The sequence below is a fragment of the Burkholderia vietnamiensis LMG 10929 genome (assembly GCF_000959445.1).
Lineage (GTDB): Bacteria > Pseudomonadota > Gammaproteobacteria > Burkholderiales > Burkholderiaceae > Burkholderia > Burkholderia vietnamiensis.
In genome coordinates, this window is record NZ_CP009632.1 from 1,027,991 (window position 1) to 1,042,137 (window position 14,147).

General features: G+C 69.2%; 13 protein-coding genes. 5 read left to right on the plus strand and 8 right to left on the minus strand.

What is annotated here, in order from left to right:
• Nucleotides 1–3: 3 nt before the first annotated feature.
• The 7 genes from AK36_RS29360 to AK36_RS29390 form a co-directional block, all read right to left on the minus strand.
• Nucleotides 4–297: a hypothetical protein gene (locus AK36_RS29360; protein WP_041494398.1), complete on the minus strand. Its 294-nt coding sequence runs from the start codon at nt 295–297 to the stop codon at nt 4–6.
• A 20-nt stretch (nt 298–317) separates the two neighbouring features.
• The gene (locus AK36_RS29365) at nt 318–2,252 is read right to left on the minus strand and encodes a type II and III secretion system protein family protein (protein ID WP_045579840.1); all 1,935 of its coding nucleotides are present in this window, start codon (nt 2,250–2,252) and stop codon (nt 318–320) included.
• A 112-nt stretch (nt 2,253–2,364) separates the two neighbouring features.
• Nucleotides 2,365–3,210, minus strand: coding sequence for a Flp pilus assembly protein CpaB (cpaB, locus tag AK36_RS29370; RefSeq protein WP_045579841.1), 846 nt, complete (start codon nt 3,208–3,210; stop codon nt 2,365–2,367).
• Nucleotides 3,211–3,245: 35 nt separating this feature from the next.
• On the minus strand, nt 3,246–4,646 hold the full coding sequence (locus AK36_RS29375; protein WP_011880531.1) for a P-loop NTPase family protein: 1,401 nt from the start codon (nt 4,644–4,646) through the stop codon (nt 3,246–3,248).
• Between the two features lie 32 nt (nt 4,647–4,678).
• A complete protein-coding gene (locus AK36_RS29380; protein WP_014726178.1) occupies nt 4,679–5,218 on the minus strand; it encodes an A24 family peptidase in 540 nt (179 codons plus the stop codon).
• 31 nt (nt 5,219–5,249) lie between these two features.
• Nucleotides 5,250–5,456, minus strand: coding sequence for a Flp family type IVb pilin (locus tag AK36_RS29385; RefSeq protein WP_011880533.1), 207 nt, complete (start codon nt 5,454–5,456; stop codon nt 5,250–5,252).
• A 170-nt stretch (nt 5,457–5,626) separates the two neighbouring features.
• Complete coding sequence (locus AK36_RS29390; protein WP_011880534.1) at nt 5,627–5,809, minus strand: Flp family type IVb pilin; 183 nt, start codon at nt 5,807–5,809, stop codon at nt 5,627–5,629.
• A 1,039-nt stretch (nt 5,810–6,848) separates the two neighbouring features.
• On the opposite strand from AK36_RS29390, the gene AK36_RS29395 reads away from it, so the two are divergent.
• From AK36_RS29395 to AK36_RS29415, 5 genes are all read left to right on the plus strand, one after another.
• Complete coding sequence (locus tag AK36_RS29395; RefSeq protein WP_045579842.1) at nt 6,849–8,087, plus strand: glycosyltransferase family 87 protein; 1,239 nt, start codon at nt 6,849–6,851, stop codon at nt 8,085–8,087.
• Entirely contained in the window at nt 8,084–9,463 is a 1,380-nt protein-coding gene (locus AK36_RS29400; RefSeq protein ID WP_014726181.1) for a glycosyltransferase family 87 protein, read from the plus strand. The genes AK36_RS29395 and AK36_RS29400 overlap by 4 nt, the downstream gene beginning before the upstream one ends.
• A gap of 24 nt (nt 9,464–9,487) precedes the next feature.
• A complete protein-coding gene (locus tag AK36_RS29405) occupies nt 9,488–10,531 on the plus strand; it encodes a glycosyltransferase family 2 protein (RefSeq protein ID WP_045579843.1) in 1,044 nt (347 codons plus the stop codon).
• 14 nt (nt 10,532–10,545) lie between these two features.
• A complete protein-coding gene (locus tag AK36_RS29410; protein ID WP_045579844.1) occupies nt 10,546–10,929 on the plus strand; it encodes a GtrA family protein in 384 nt (127 codons plus the stop codon).
• Nucleotides 10,930–11,267: 338 nt separating this feature from the next.
• On the plus strand, nt 11,268–12,344 hold the full coding sequence (locus AK36_RS29415) for an extracellular catalytic domain type 1 short-chain-length polyhydroxyalkanoate depolymerase (protein WP_045579845.1): 1,077 nt from the start codon (nt 11,268–11,270) through the stop codon (nt 12,342–12,344).
• 22 nt (nt 12,345–12,366) lie between these two features.
• Here the strand turns inward: AK36_RS29415 and AK36_RS29420 are convergent, their stop codons facing one another.
• Nucleotides 12,367–14,139: a histidine kinase gene (locus tag AK36_RS29420; RefSeq protein WP_045579846.1), complete on the minus strand. Its 1,773-nt coding sequence runs from the start codon at nt 14,137–14,139 to the stop codon at nt 12,367–12,369.
• Between the last annotated feature and the right edge of the window lie 8 nt (nt 14,140–14,147).

Consider the following 14,147-nt stretch of genomic DNA (forward strand, 5'->3'; position numbering starts at 1 on the left):
TTGTTATTGCGCCGACTTGCCGATGCCGATCACGAAGGCATTGCCCTTCGGCTCCGGCTGCTTGAACGACTTGTCGTAGTTGTCGAGGGCGGACGCGGCGGCGCTGCCCGCGACCACCGGCTGCGACGCGTGTTCGGCCGCGTGCGGATCGATGATCTGTGCTTGCGTGACGGCGCGCACGGAGTCGCCGAAGCGTGTGTCCCACACCGGCGTCGACGACATGCAGCCGGCCAGCGCGAACGCGAGCGGTGCGGCGAGCGCCGCGCGGCGCACGAATACGAGGTAGGCGGATTTCATGAGCTTCCCCTTGGATGACTTCAACGATCGGTGGACTGGGGGCCTGCGTTCGCCCGCGCGACCTGCGCGTGGGCGGCGGCTGGCAGCCGGGGCTTCTGGGGCGGCGTGTTGCCCGCGGCCGCCGCGAGACGCGCGGCGGCGGCTTCGATGCGTGCGACACGGGCTGCGTTGGCTGCGTTGGCCGCATCGGCCGGCGGCTGCGCGACGGCCGGCGCCGCGCTCACCGCACCGGCCGCAGCCGGTGCGGCTGCCGCCGCGTTCTCCGGCTGGACCGCGGCAGGCGCCGGCGCGTCGGCAGGCGCCGGGGCACGCGGTGCGGGCGCGGCCGCCGCCGGCGCAGCCGATTGCTGCACGGGCGTGGGCGCCGGTGCCTGCGGCGCATCCGCGGCGCCGTTCGCCGGTTGCGCGGCCGGCCGGCGCACGCCGTGGCGGCCTTCCATGTTGCCGGTTGCGTACACGTCGGCTTCGTTCGGCTTCGAGAAGCTGTCGGTCGGCATCGGCTGGTCGGCGCTCTGCAGCGGCTTCACCAGGTGCGGCGTGATCAGGAAGATCAGCTCGGTGCGGTCCTGCTGGAACGACGTGCTGCGGAACAGCGCGCCGAGCACCGGCACTTCGCCGACGCCTGGGATCGCCTTGAGGGCGCCGGTGGCGTTGTCCTTGATGAGCCCGCCGATCGCGAACGACTCGCCGTCGCTCATCTGGACCGTCGTCGAGGCACGCCGCGTCGTGATGAGCGGCAGGATCGACGTGCCGCCGATGTTGGTCGCGCTCAGCGTGACGCCGGTTTGCGACAGCTCCGACACTTCCGGCGCGACCTTCAGGCTGATGCGGCCGTTCGCGAGCACCGTCGGCGTGAACTTCAGCGCGACACCGAATTCCTCCTGCTGCAGCGTGATCGTCGACACGCCGGTACCGCTGCTTTGCGGAACCGGGATGAAGATCTTGCCGCCGGCGAGGAACGTCGCCTCCTGGCCGCTGATCGTCACGAGGTTCGGCTCGGCGAGGATCTTCACGAGGTTGTCGGTGTTCTGCGCGTCGGCCGCGATGCTGAACGGCTTGTTGTTCGCCTTGTTGAACACCGCGGCGCTCGCGACGCCGGCGAGCAGGTTGCTGACCAGCGCGCCGCTCCACGAGCCGAAGCCGCCCTGGATGTTCAGCGCGCTGCCCATCTGGTTGATCAGCGTCTTCGACACCTCGGCCACCTTGACCTCGAGCATCACCTGCTGCGGCGACGTGACGGACAGCATGTTGAGCACGCCGCCGCCCTTGGCCGTCCCGCCTTCGCCGCCGCCGGCGCTGTCGCTGTAGGCGCGCGCGATCTGCACGGCCTGCTGCGCGGCCTGCGAGTTCGACACGGTGCCCGCCAGCACGATCGTGCCGGCCGCGGTCGATACGTGAATGTCGCGCTCGGCCGGCATCAGTTGCAGCAGCGACGCCTGCAGGCCGCCCGCATCGGCGCCGACCGCCACGTCGATCACGCGGCACGCGCCGCTCTTGCCCTGCACGATCATGTTGGTCGTGCCGACCGACAGCCCGAGGATGTAGAGCGTCTGTGGCGATACCATGGTTGCCTGCGCAACGGCCGGATTGCCGATGGTGCGATTGCGGACTGCCTCCGGCATCGGCACCAGCAACGACTTGCCGAGCGGCACGCTGACGCTGGTCGAATCGCGCACCGCGCCCACGCAGTTCGGCCCGCGCAGCGGCCCGGCAGCCGCGGCCGGCGCGGCGGCGATCGCCGGCGCCATGCTGATCGTCATCTGCATCGGTCCCTTCGCGACGGCGGCCGGCGCGCTCGCGCCGCCCTTCGTCAATGCCGCCGATTCGGCGGCTTCCTGCGCCAGTGCGCTGTATACCGTCAGCGTTCCGGTACAGAGGATCGCGGCCATCATCGCGCCTCGTGCGATACGTGTGCGCACCGGGCCGGTACCTGAGTGTTGCGGATTGATCTTCATTTCGTCTGATCCCCCGAGTGACCGGCGCAGCGCCGGTTGTCGACTTCCAAGGCCGCCGTGCCCTGACGGCGGCCGATCTGGTTAATCTGTTGTGTGGGCCTGTCGTGCGGCTTCAGAAACACTCGACGCTGCCGTGCACGCCGGTCAGTACGCCGATGCAATCGCGGCGTGCCTCCGACGACGCGTGCGACGCGACGTGCACGCGCACGGTCCGCACGCGGGCCGGTGCCGGCGCGGGCGGTGCATCGGGCACCGGTGCCTTGCCGAGCAGCGTCATCTTGGTTGCGCCGTCGGTGGCGAGCGTCTTGTGATCGACCTGGTTGCGCAGCACCAGCGACAGCGTGCCGACGCTGCGGGCGAGGTCGAGGCGTTCGGCCTGGTCGGGCGTGACTTCGAGCGTCACCGCGTTGACGACTTTCGGCGCGGTGTCGTCGCGGCTCACCTGCTGCGCGACCGCCAGCACCAGGATGTGCTCGAGCACGATCTTCGAGATGCTCTGCCCGTCGGTCTTGCCCTGCTGCTCCTGCGTGTTGACGATCACGTCGACGTAGTTGCCCGGCAGCGCGAAGCCCGCGACGCCGACCACGTCGTTCACGCGCACCGTGATCGCGCGGCTGCCGTCGGCGATCACCGCGGACAGCCCGCCCTTGGTGCCGACCGGCGCGAGCTTCGACTCGATCACCGGCTCGCCGCGGGCGAGGCTGGTGCGCACGACGCGCCCTTCGAGTTCCTTCGTGTCGGTGAACGCGCCGGTCGGCACGCTGCCCGCCGGCCAGCTCACCATGTGGATCTGGTTCGGCCCGAGCGGCTCGCCCAGATTCAGGTCGGTGGTCGCGACCGCGACGGACGTGACCGAACCGTTGGACGTGTTCATCAACCAGCGCGACGCGAACACGACCGCGGCAAGCCCCGCGACCATCGCGACCACCAGCATCAAGATTGCTCGACTGTTTTTCATGGCAATGCTCCTCGACGAATCGTGAAAGAAACAACTCAACCGGCGACGTGCGTGCGACCGCCGCGCTCGCCCGGCGGCAGATACCCGCCGTCGCGCTCCGGCGCCGCGCCGAAATAGCTGGCCCAGGCGTCATGCAGCGCGTCGTGCGTCACTTCGGGCGGATCGCCGCGATACCGCGCGCCGGCGGCAACGAGGCGCAGCAGGTCGGTCGGGTAGCACGCGAGATACGCCTTGCCGGTCGGCAGGTGCAGCCGGTGCAGCAGGTAGTCGAAGGCGTCCTGCGACGACACCAGCCCGAGCGACTCGCACGCGGCGTCGAACACCGCGCGGTAGTGTTCGATCGACATCGCGCCGACGTGCAGCTTGGAGCCGAGCCGGCGCAGGAACGCTTCGTCGGCGAACTGCTCCGGCGCGAGGTTGCTCGAGAACACCGGCCACACGTCGAACGGCAGTACGAAGCGGGTGCCGGAATCGAGCGTCAGGAAATCGACGCCGCGATCGAGCGGGCGCAGCCAGCGGTTGAGCAGATCGCGCGGCTCGACGCGCTGGCGGCCGAGATCGTCGACGATGTACATGCCCATGTTCGCCTTCATGTGCGGCGGCGCCTGGTAGAAGCCGGCCGCGTCGTCGCGGCGCAGGTCGAGCTCGTCGAGCGTCAGCTCGCCGCCGGACATCACGACCGGCCGCTCGCAGAGTCGCCAGCGGCGATCGACCGACTGTCCTTCGCCTTGCGAAGGCGCGTCGATGTGCACGAGCGGATCGTGGATCTGGATCACTTCGCCGGCCGCGCAGATCGCGTACGGCACCGGCACATGACCGGCCATCAGCGCGCCGAGCCGCTCGGCGAGGTAGGTCTTGCCGCTGCCGGCCGGCCCGTGGATCAGCAGCGGCCGCCCGGCATTCAGCGCGGCGGCGGCCGCGTCGAGGATCGACGTGTCCATGATCACGCCGTCGAACACGGCCCACACGTCGTTCTGCGCGACGCGCAGCTTGCGCACCGAATGCGCGTCGATGCAGGCGAGATACGCATCGAGCGGCACCGGCGCCGGCCCGCTGTAGCTGCTTCGCGCGCGCTCTTCGAGCGCCGCGACGCGGCCGGCGTCGGTCAGGCGGAACGTCACGTCGAGGTCCGTCGTGCCGCGATGGGTCAGCTCGACCAGGTGCTCGCGCACCAGGAACGCGAACACGTCGTCGAGCACCGCGAGCGGCAGACAGTGGCGCTCGATCAGATCGCCGTACGACGGGCGGCCGAGCACCAGCGTCGCCTTCAGCACGAGCCCAGCCACGAAGGTCTGGCTCAGCCCGGTTTCCGCGATCGAGCGCGGCGCCGGCGGCAGCTGCGCGTCGGGCTTCGCATGCGCTTCCCGCTGCGGCGACGGCTGCGGCAGATGCGCTACCTGCGCGTCGCGTTTCGGTTCGGTGGGATTCGTGTTCATGTTCGTTCCATCCTCGTTGCGGATACGCCGCGCTATGCGCACGATGCGAACAGCATGCCCAGCGTGCCGACGGCGATTGCGACGCCATACGGCAACGCGCCGACCGACGCGGATTCGACGGGGCCGTCGGTTGCCCCTGCAAGCGGCGCGGCGGCGCGATGCGCGACCAGCATCCACACGTTGGTCCACATCCGGCGCATGCGGCCGCGCAGCAGCGCGAAGCCGAGTGCGCCGACGCCGCCCGCGACGAAGGTGGCCAGCACGATGTAGAAGGTCATCTGCGCGCCAACCCATGCGCCAATGGCGAGCATCAGCTTCACGTCGCCGGCGGCCATGCCGCGCAGCAGATAGAACGGCAGCAGCAGCCCGAGGCCGGTCGCCGCGCCGGCAAGCCACGCGAGCACGCCGGCCGGCACGCCGTGCAGCGCACATTGCGCGACCAGCGCACCGGCGAGCCCTGCGACGACGAGCCGGTTCGGGATGCGGCGGCTCGCGAGGTCCGTGCTGGCCGCCACGATCACGAGCAGCGTCACGCACAACGGAACCGGATAAGGCGGCGCAACTGGCAACATGGCGAACCTCGGTTAGATGAAACGATCTGGATTACTGCCCGAGCGCGGTATTCACCGCCGCGGTCACGATCGACGCAATCGCGTCGTACGCGCCTTGAACCGAGCCCTTCAGCGCGACCACGGCGCCGAGCACGACGGTCGCGAACACCGCTGCGAGCAGCGCGTATTCGATCGACGTCACCCCTCGCTCGTCGTCGATCCATCGCGATACCGCTACTGCAAGTACCCTGGCGCGCATGACGGCCTCCGATCCGGTTGATCGACCGAGCGGGAGACGGCTCGCGGAGCGCACCGGCCGAGCCATCCGCCATTCGGTCCATCAGACATTCGTTGCTTGGTATGTCCGGCCCTGCTCGACGGACGACATGGCGACGAACGGGCCGGACCAGCCGTTCGTCGCCCCGTCATTCAGATCGCCGCGTTGAGGTCGTCTGCGATCGTGTTGAACACAGTCTTCAGGTCGTTACCGACCAGCGTCAGCGCGGCAACGAGGCCGACTGCGATCAGCGCGGCAATCAGGCCGTATTCGATGGCCGTCACGCCTTGCTCGTCTTGAACGAAACCGCGGACCTTCTGGATGAACGTGGACATGGCTACTCTCCTTTTGCACTGCTACGAAAACCCCGTGGTCTGGAATAGACGCGGGGAGCGGGTACCACCGGTACTACAAAGAAACTCGGAGCCGAGGCTCAGCGACGGGTGCGGCCGGCTGCGAGCCGATCCGGACCTGGAGACGTCGGTGAGCTGGTGTGTGCGCTGCACATGCGTGGACCGATCGGCGATACATCACGATCGAACCGGACGGCACGGCTGCCGTCCTGCACAAGGCCGCGGATTGAATGACCGACGCAAGCGCGTCGATACTGCTGAAGGTTCCCGTCGCGGCATGCGAGCCGCGTGGTGCTGTGGTCTGTCATTTTTATTCCCCAATGCTGTCATCTGATTCTTATTGCGCGAACGATGCTGACGCTCGCTCGATCGAGCGGTCGACGATGCTGCCCGCCGCTGCGTGGACCACTACGCCGTATTCCCCGACGCGCTTGCGGTCCATCGTCCTGCACGGGTGAGGCGCTCCGGTATGTTCTGCTGCGTCAACCGGTCGCGGCTCGCATCGTCGCCTGCCGTGCAGCCCTAGACGCAAAGAGCAGGCCAGCCGACCGACAATCGAGGCGCAGCAAGGATTCCGACGATCCATGCGCCGGGCCGGCGGCAGTGCGACACCCGAAATGTTTCAGATTTGATATATGCGCGGCGGGCATCGGCGCGCGTCGGCCGGGCGCAGGCGCGCTGCCAGGGCGGTTCGAAAAATTTTCTCGGGACTTTCCCGAACCCGCGACGCCGTTCATCCGACGCGTATTCGATGCAGTCCCGAAGCAGCGACAAACGCGGAATGTTTCAAGCGAGAAACATGAATTGCGCGGCGACCGATTTCTCTGACGTAAAAGCGCCGTTTTCGGCCGAAGAACTGCCGCATCGACATCGCGCGTTTCCGGCCGCGGTTTGCGTCGTGCGATTTTTTCTCCAACAATGCATTCACCGGACAGCGCCATCGAATGCGATTCGATCCGGATACACGACAACACGAAAAGCCGCGCGCACACCACGCGGCATTCACCAAACACGGGGCATCATGTACACGGCCAATGATGGAATGCGCTATCGCGCGACACGCTGTGCTCAATGGCTGACGGCCGACCGAATCGTTCCGTACAGCTGCGTGATGCTGCTGTTGTGCGTGGGCTTCGTGATCACATGGGCCGTCACCACCGACGCGTTCACGGCGCAAACCACCGCCCGCCCCGGCGTCGACTTCTCCGTGTTCTGGAGTGCATCGCATCTGGTGCTGCACGGTCATGCCGCAGCCGTCTACGATCCCGTGTTCTTCTCACGGGCCGAGGTCGCGAAATTCGGTGCCTACATGGGTCACCAGTCGCTGCCCTGGCTCTATCCGCCGACGATGCTGCTGTTCATCGCGCCGGTCGCCCTCGTGCCTTTCCTGCCCGCGTACATCCTCTTTTTTGCGGGCAGTCTTTTATGCTATGCGTACGCCGTCCTGCGACTGTCGGGCCTGCGTGCGCACCTGCCCGTGCCGCGCGCCGCCGTGCTCGTCGTGCTCGGCTACTCGGCCGTCTGCGCGTGCGTGCTGTACGGGCAGAACGGGCTGCTCACCGCCGGCATCGCGGCGCTCGCGCTGCACCTGCTCGGCCCGCGCCCGATCGTAGCCGGCGTGCTGATCGGACTGCTCGCCATCAAGCCGCAGATGGCGACGGTGTTCCCGTTCGTGCTGATCGCGACGCGCGCATGGCGCGCGTTCGGCGCGGCGGCGGTCACGACGACGCTGTTCACCGCGGCCGGTTTCGCACTGACCGGCCCAGGCTCGCTGGAGGGCCTCGCTCACGCGTTGTCGATCGTGCGCGGCATGCACTTCACGCTTCCCGCGTACTGGTTCGTGTCGCCGACGCCGTTCGCCGCGCTGCGGCTCGCCGGTGCGTCCATCGCGGTGTCGCTCGCGGTGCAGGGCGCCGTCGCGCTGCTCGCGATGGCCGCGGCCGTCTCCGTGTGGCGCCGCACGACCGACATGCGCCTGCGCGGCGCGGTGCTGGCCGTCGCGACGCTGCTCGCGACGCCGTACCTGTGGCAATACGAGCTGACCTGGCTCGGCATCGCGGTGTTTTGCCTGATCGCGCACGGCCTCGACGAAGGCTGGCTGCCCGGCGACCAGATCGTGATCGTTCTCGCGTGGCTGCTGCCGGTGTTCGAAGTGTTCAACCGGATCACGAAGTGGCCGCAGATCGGCCCGGTCGTGCTGCTCGCCGTGCTGCTGATCACCGTGCGGCGCGTCGCGCTGCCGCCGCGGGAACGGCAATGAAGGCGCCGCGCTTCCTGCTGCATGGCGGCTCGGCGATCGATGCTCATCCGGAGCTGCCGATCGCCGGCCCGCGCCGCCATCCGCACTGGCTCAATCGCGATCGCGTGCGCACGTATGCGGCGGCGGCCCTGCTGACCGAGCTGCTGTTCGTCTGCGTCTATCTCGCGCGCGTGCACGGCTCGCATACGTCGGTGCCCGAGCCGCTCGCGCAGGATTTCGCGCCGCTGTGGAGCGCCGCGCGGCTCGCGGTGCACGGGCATGCGCTCGATGCATGGCATTTTCCGTCGCTGTTCGCGATCGAGCGGCTGGCGATTCCGACGCTGAATCTCGCCGGCGGCTCCGCACCGTGGCTCTACCCGCCGACGATGCTGCTGCTGGTCGCGCCGCTCGGCTGGCTGCCGTATCCGGGCGCGCTCGCGATCTGGCTCGGGCTCACGTGGATGCTGTTCGCAGCGACGATCCGCGCGACCGTGCAGCGCGACGCCGCGCTGCTGTGTGCGCTGGCGTTTCCCGGCGCGTTCGTCGCGCTGCTCGCCGGACAGACGAGCCTCGCGAGCGCGGCGCTGGCGGGCCTCGGCCTGCTGGCGCTGAACCGGCGCCCGGTCGCGGCGGGCATCTGCTTCGCGTTGCTGACGGTCAAGCCGCAGATCGCCGTGCTGTTCCCGCTCGCGTTGCTGTGCGCCGCGCAATGGCGCGCGCTGGCGGCATGGGCCGCGACGCTCGCCGCGGGCGTCGTGCTGTCGACGCTCGCGTTCGGCTTCGAGACGTGGATCGCGTTCGGACACGGGATCGCCGACGCATACCGCAACGTCGACGCGGGCCATGCGCAGCTCGCGCGCATGCCGACGGTGTTCGCGCTGGCCGCGTACGCCGGCTGGCCGGCCGCGCTGGCGCGCACGCTGCAGCTGCTGTCCGGCGCGGCCGCCGCGCTCGTCGTGGGGTACGCGTGGCGCGGCGCGTGTTCGTATGCGCTGCGCGCGGCGACGCTCGCCTGTGCCTGCCTGCTGGTCAGCCCGTATCTGTTCGACTACGACCTCACGTGGTACGGCCTCGTGATCGCGTGGTACGCACGCTATGCGTGGACGCACGGCTGGCGGCGCTTCGATCGCGAGTGGCTGCTGCTGATGTGGGTCATGCCGCTCGCCGGCCTCGTGCTGGTGCCGCATCTGTCGTTCCAGTTCATGCCGCTCGTCACGCTCGCGTCGCTCGCGATGCTCGCCGCCCGGATCGCACAGGAACGACGCGACGTGCCGTCGATGCCCGACGCGCACGATCACTCGACCGACACCGGCTTCACGCATCCGGCCCGGTCGCATCACCGCTCGACGCACGGATTGCGCCGCATCGGCCGCCCGCTGTTCGGCGCCGATCGCTGATATGTCATTACAGGGGAACCCGTCATGCGCGAATCGCTCTATACACCGCTCGTGTCGCTCGTCGTGCCGTTCTACAACGAAGGCGAAGCCGTCGAACGCTTCTTCGACGTCGTGATTCCGCTGATGGCGGGCATCGAGGCGATCCGCTTCGAGATCGTCTGCGTGAACGACGGCAGCCGAGACGACACGCTCGACCGCCTGATCCGCGCCAGCATGAGCGATCGGCGCGTGCGGATCATCGACCTCACCCGCAACTTCGGCAAGGAAGCGGCGCTCACGGCCGGCCTCGACGAGGCGGCCGGCGACGCGGTGATCCCGCTCGACGCGGACCTGCAGGATCCGCCTAGCCTGATCCCCGTCATGATCGAACACTGGCGCGACGGCGCGGAAGTGGTCGCCGCACAGCGCAGCAGCCGCGCCTGCGATTCGTTCGCGAAGCGCACCACCGCCGCGATCTACTACCGCGTGCACAACCTGCTGTCGGACGTGAAGCTGCCGGAGAACGTCGGCGATTTCCGGCTGATGGACCGCAAGGTCGTCAACGCGCTGCGCAGCCTGCCCGAACGGCATCGCTTCATGAAGGGGCTGTTCGCGTGGGTCGGCTACCGCACCGTGATCGTCGAGTATCAGCGCGACGCGCGCAGCGCCGGGCACTCGAAGTTCTCCGGATGGAAGCTGTGGAACCTCGCGCTCGAAGGCATCACGAGCTTCAGCACCGTGCCGCTGCGCAGCTGGACCTACATCGGCGTGTGCATCGCCGCGCTCGCGTTCCTGTATGGGGCGTTCATCATCGCCCGCACGCTGCTGTTCGGCAATCCGGTGCTCGGCTATCCGTCGCTGCTGTCGATCATGCTGTTCATCGGCGGGATCGAGCTGATCGGCATCGGCGTCGTCGGCGAGTACGTCGGGCGCATCTACGACGAGACGAAGCAACGGCCCGTCTATCTGGTGCGCCGCCGCTATCAGGCGCACGCGAAGGTGATCGAGCTGCCGGTCACGCGCGATGCGCGACGCGCCGGCGCACGCCGGCGCGTGCAGCCGGCGCGCGTGCGGGTCGGCGCGCGCTGAGCCGCGGGACGCCGATGTTCGCGCTGCTGTATGCCGAACGTGCGCGGCTGGCGCGCTTCGGCGTGACCGGGCTCGGCTCGACCGCGCTGCACGTGCTGGTCGCATCCGCGCTGTACGCGTGGTTCGATGCGACGCAGGTCGCCGCGAACGCGGCCGCGTTCGTCTGCGCGACCGCGTTCTCGTATCTGGCGAACACGCTGTGGAGCTTCTCGTCGACGCTGCATTCGCGCAACCTGCTGCGTTACCTCACCGTCGCAACGGCCGGCTTCATCGAAACGATGCTGCTCGCGCGCGCCGCCGAACTGCTCGACGTATCGCGCGGCGCGACCATCGTCGCGATCGCGCTGCTGATCCCGCCGACGATGTTCGTGATGCACCGCGCGTGGACGTATCGCTGACGCGTCGGCGTCGTGCGAGGCACGGCGGCCTGCATCCAATCGTTGCATGAGACGGCGATGCGGCGGCTTGCACCGCTTCCGCCGATACCGCTGCTTCGGTCTACCGCTCGCATCCGATCGCATGCGCCGCACGCGCGGCCGTGTCGCGACGTTCATCGAACGGTCATCGAACCGTCGCAGCCGATCGGCGCGGCGCCTGCTAGGATGGCATGTCCGCCGCGGGACGGCGGCGACGCTCGCACGCTGCGCGGCACGAATCGTGCTCGGTGCGCACCCGCCTCCCATTCGACGCCGGCTTCGGCGCTACGCGCCGTCGGCACGAGACTCGTGACTCGTCCATGCCCAGGAAAAAATCCAGCCTCTGGCTCCGGCCCTTCGACCTGCTTGCCGCCGCCACCAGCACGCGGCCGAAACGTAAAACCGCGAAGCCCGCCGCGTCGGTCAAGCGCAGCGCCGCCACCAAGACGGCGCGCGCCGCCCGCCCCGCCGCGCCCGCGGCCCGCACGTCGCCGCGCGAGACGCAGGGGGCGTGGCTGCGTTCGTTCCATTCGGCGCGCCCGGCCGCCGGCCGCCTCGTCAACCATCTCGCCTATGCGCTGTACCTGCCCGCCGCGGCGGCGACGACGCGCGACATGCCGCTCGTCGTGATGCTGCACGGCTGCAAGCAGACCGCTGAATCGTTCGCGGCCGGCACGCGCATCTGCCGCGTCGCGGCGCGCGCCGGGTTTGCGGTGCTGTTGCCCGAGCAGGCCAAGACGGCGCACTCGCACCGCTGCTGGAACTGGCATGGCGATGCATCGCTGTCGGAAGCGCCGGCGATCGCGTCGCTGGTCGATGCGATCGTGCGCGAACGCGGCTTCGATCGCGACCGCGTCTATCTGGCCGGCATGTCGGCTGGCGCCGGGCTGGCCGCGCGGCTCGCGCTCGACTATCCCGACCGGTTCGCGGCCGTCGGGCTGCACTCCGGCCCGGCCATCGCGCCGCCGTTGTCGACGATGGCCGCGATGAGCGTGATGCGGCGCGGGCTGCGCGACGATCCGATCCGCACCGTCGACACCTGCGTCGACACGCGTCATTACCCCGGCATGCCCGCGCTGATCGTGCACGGCGGGCTCGACACGGTCGTCGCCGAGCAGAACGCGGTGCAGCTCGGCGTCGCGTTCGCGCGCCTCAATCGGCTGATCGACGAGGCAGGCGAGCCGCGCGTCGGCGAGCAGCGCACGTACACGCACGACGGCGTGCGCTACACCGACTATCTGCGCGGCGGCCGGGTGATCGTGCGCGTCTGCATCGTGCACGGCCTCGCCCATGCGTGGAGCGGCGGCGATCCGCGCGAGGCGTTCCATTCCGCGACCGGGCCGGATGCGACCGCGATGTTCTGGAATTTCTTCCGCAGGCGACGGCGCAAGCGCTAGCGCGGCGGCGCGCATGCACGGCTCACGCGCGCTGCGCGATCGCCGTCGCGTCGCTCGCGTCCGCGTGCGACCGCCGGATCGGCAGCCGCACGCAGAACGTCGTGCCCTGCCCCGGCACGCTCGTCACGTCGATCGTGCCGCGATGGCGCTCGACGATCCCGTGCGACACCGACAACCCGAGCCCCGTACCCTGTCCGACCGGCTTCGTCGTGAAGAACGGATCGAAGATCCGCCGCGCGACGTCCGGCGCCATGCCGGTTCCGGTGTCGCTGATCGCGATCGACACGCATTCGCCGTCGCTCGACGTGCGGATCGTGATCACGCCGCGCGTCGGAATCGCGTGCGCCGCGTTGACCAGCAGGTTCATGAACACCTGATTCAACTGCGACGGCAGGCATTCGACCGGCGGCACGTCGCCGTACTCGCGCACGATGTCGGCCTTGTACTTCAGTTCGTTGTGGACCACGTTCAGCGTGCTGTCGAGGCCCGCGTGCAAATCGACCACGCTCCACTCGCCGCTGCCCGGCCGCGAGAAATCGCGCAGGTCCTGCACGATGCGCCGCACGCGCACCGCGCCGTCGATCGACTCGTCGATCAGCGTGACGATCTCGTCGCGCACGTAGTCGAGGTCGGCCGCGCGGCGCTGCGCCGCCAGCGCGTCGCGCGCGGCCGGCTCGAGTTGCGGCAGCAGCGCGTCGTGCGCGGCGAGCACGTCGAGCAGGCTGCGCACCCACGTGCGCAGCGTGTTGAGGTTCGCGCTGATGAAGCCGATCGGATTGTTGATCTCGTGCGCGACGCCGGCCGCGAGCTGGCCGATCGACGCGAGCTTTTCCGATTGCAGCAGCTGCACGTGGGTGTCCTCGAGCGCGCGCAACAGGCGCCGCTGTTCGTCCTTCTCCTGCTCGAGCCGCGCCTGCGCGGCACGGCGCTCGTCGATCTCGGTCGCCATGTTCTCGCGCGTGCGCTGCAGCATCGCGGTGGTCTGCTCGTAACGGCGCAACGCGGTCTCGAGCTCCGCGGTGCGCACGCGCACCAGCCGCTCGAGCGTGTCGGTCATGCCGCGCAGGAACGTCGTGCGGGCGTCGAACCGGCACACCAGCAGCGTGACGGTCAAGGTCGCGGTGGTGAACATCGCGATGGTCGTCGCGAGCCACGGCGCATCGATCCCGTTCGCGGCGCCGCAGCGCGCGTCCGGCGAAAAATGCGCGGCCGCCATCGCCGTGTAGTGCATGCCGGTGATCGCGATGCCCATGACGAGCGCCGCGCCGATCCGCAGCGCGCTCGCATGGCGCGCGTGCTGCGCGCGCAACGCCTGCGCCATCCACAGCGCGGCCGTCGATGCGATCACCGCCACGCCGATCGACGCCGCGAACAGCGCGGGATCGTAGCGAATGCCGGGCGTCATGCGCATCGCCGCCATCCCGGTGTAGTGCATCCCGACGATGCCCGCGCCCATCAGCATGCCGCCGGCCAGCAGCCGCGCGCCGCCCAGGCGCGCACGCGTGACGACGGTCAGCGCGAAGTACGACACGAGCACGGCGATCGCCAGCGATGCGCCCGTATCGGTCAGCGCATAACCGAGCGGAATCGGCAGCGACAGCGCGAGCATGCCGACGAAGTGCATCGACCAGATCCCCGTGCCCATCGCGACCGCGCCGCCTGCCAGCCAGGCGCGCCTGAGCGTCCGCTTCTCGAGCAGCGAGATGAACGCGGCGAGGTCGAGCGCCGTGTACGAGGCGAGCGTCGCGATCACGAGCGACAGCAGGACGAGCGGCAGATTGTAGGTGCCATGCATGATTGCGC

Excerpts from the sequence above, each read along its gene's own strand:
- AK36_RS29360 (WP_041494398.1), bottom strand. The coding sequence starts at position 297 with ATGAAATCCGCCTACCTCGTATTCGTGCGCCGCGCGGCGCTCGCCGCA.
- AK36_RS29365 (WP_045579840.1), bottom strand. The coding sequence starts at position 2,252 with ATGAAGATCAATCCGCAACACTCAGGTACCGGCCCGGTGCGCACACGT.
- cpaB (WP_045579841.1), bottom strand. The coding sequence starts at position 3,210 with ATGAAAAACAGTCGAGCAATCTTGATGCTGGTGGTCGCGATGGTCGCG.
- AK36_RS29375 (WP_011880531.1), bottom strand. The coding sequence starts at position 4,646 with ATGAACACGAATCCCACCGAACCGAAACGCGACGCGCAGGTAGCGCAT.
- AK36_RS29380 (WP_014726178.1), bottom strand. The coding sequence starts at position 5,218 with ATGTTGCCAGTTGCGCCGCCTTATCCGGTTCCGTTGTGCGTGACGCTG.
- AK36_RS29385 (WP_011880533.1), bottom strand. The coding sequence starts at position 5,456 with ATGCGCGCCAGGGTACTTGCAGTAGCGGTATCGCGATGGATCGACGAC.
- AK36_RS29390 (WP_011880534.1), bottom strand. The coding sequence starts at position 5,809 with ATGTCCACGTTCATCCAGAAGGTCCGCGGTTTCGTTCAAGACGAGCAA.
- AK36_RS29395 (WP_045579842.1), top strand. The coding sequence starts at position 6,849 with ATGTACACGGCCAATGATGGAATGCGCTATCGCGCGACACGCTGTGCT.
- AK36_RS29400 (WP_014726181.1), top strand. The coding sequence starts at position 8,084 with ATGAAGGCGCCGCGCTTCCTGCTGCATGGCGGCTCGGCGATCGATGCT.
- AK36_RS29405 (WP_045579843.1), top strand. The coding sequence starts at position 9,488 with ATGCGCGAATCGCTCTATACACCGCTCGTGTCGCTCGTCGTGCCGTTC.
- AK36_RS29410 (WP_045579844.1), top strand. The coding sequence starts at position 10,546 with ATGTTCGCGCTGCTGTATGCCGAACGTGCGCGGCTGGCGCGCTTCGGC.
- AK36_RS29415 (WP_045579845.1), top strand. The coding sequence starts at position 11,268 with ATGCCCAGGAAAAAATCCAGCCTCTGGCTCCGGCCCTTCGACCTGCTT.
- AK36_RS29420 (WP_045579846.1), bottom strand. The coding sequence starts at position 14,139 with ATGCATGGCACCTACAATCTGCCGCTCGTCCTGCTGTCGCTCGTGATC.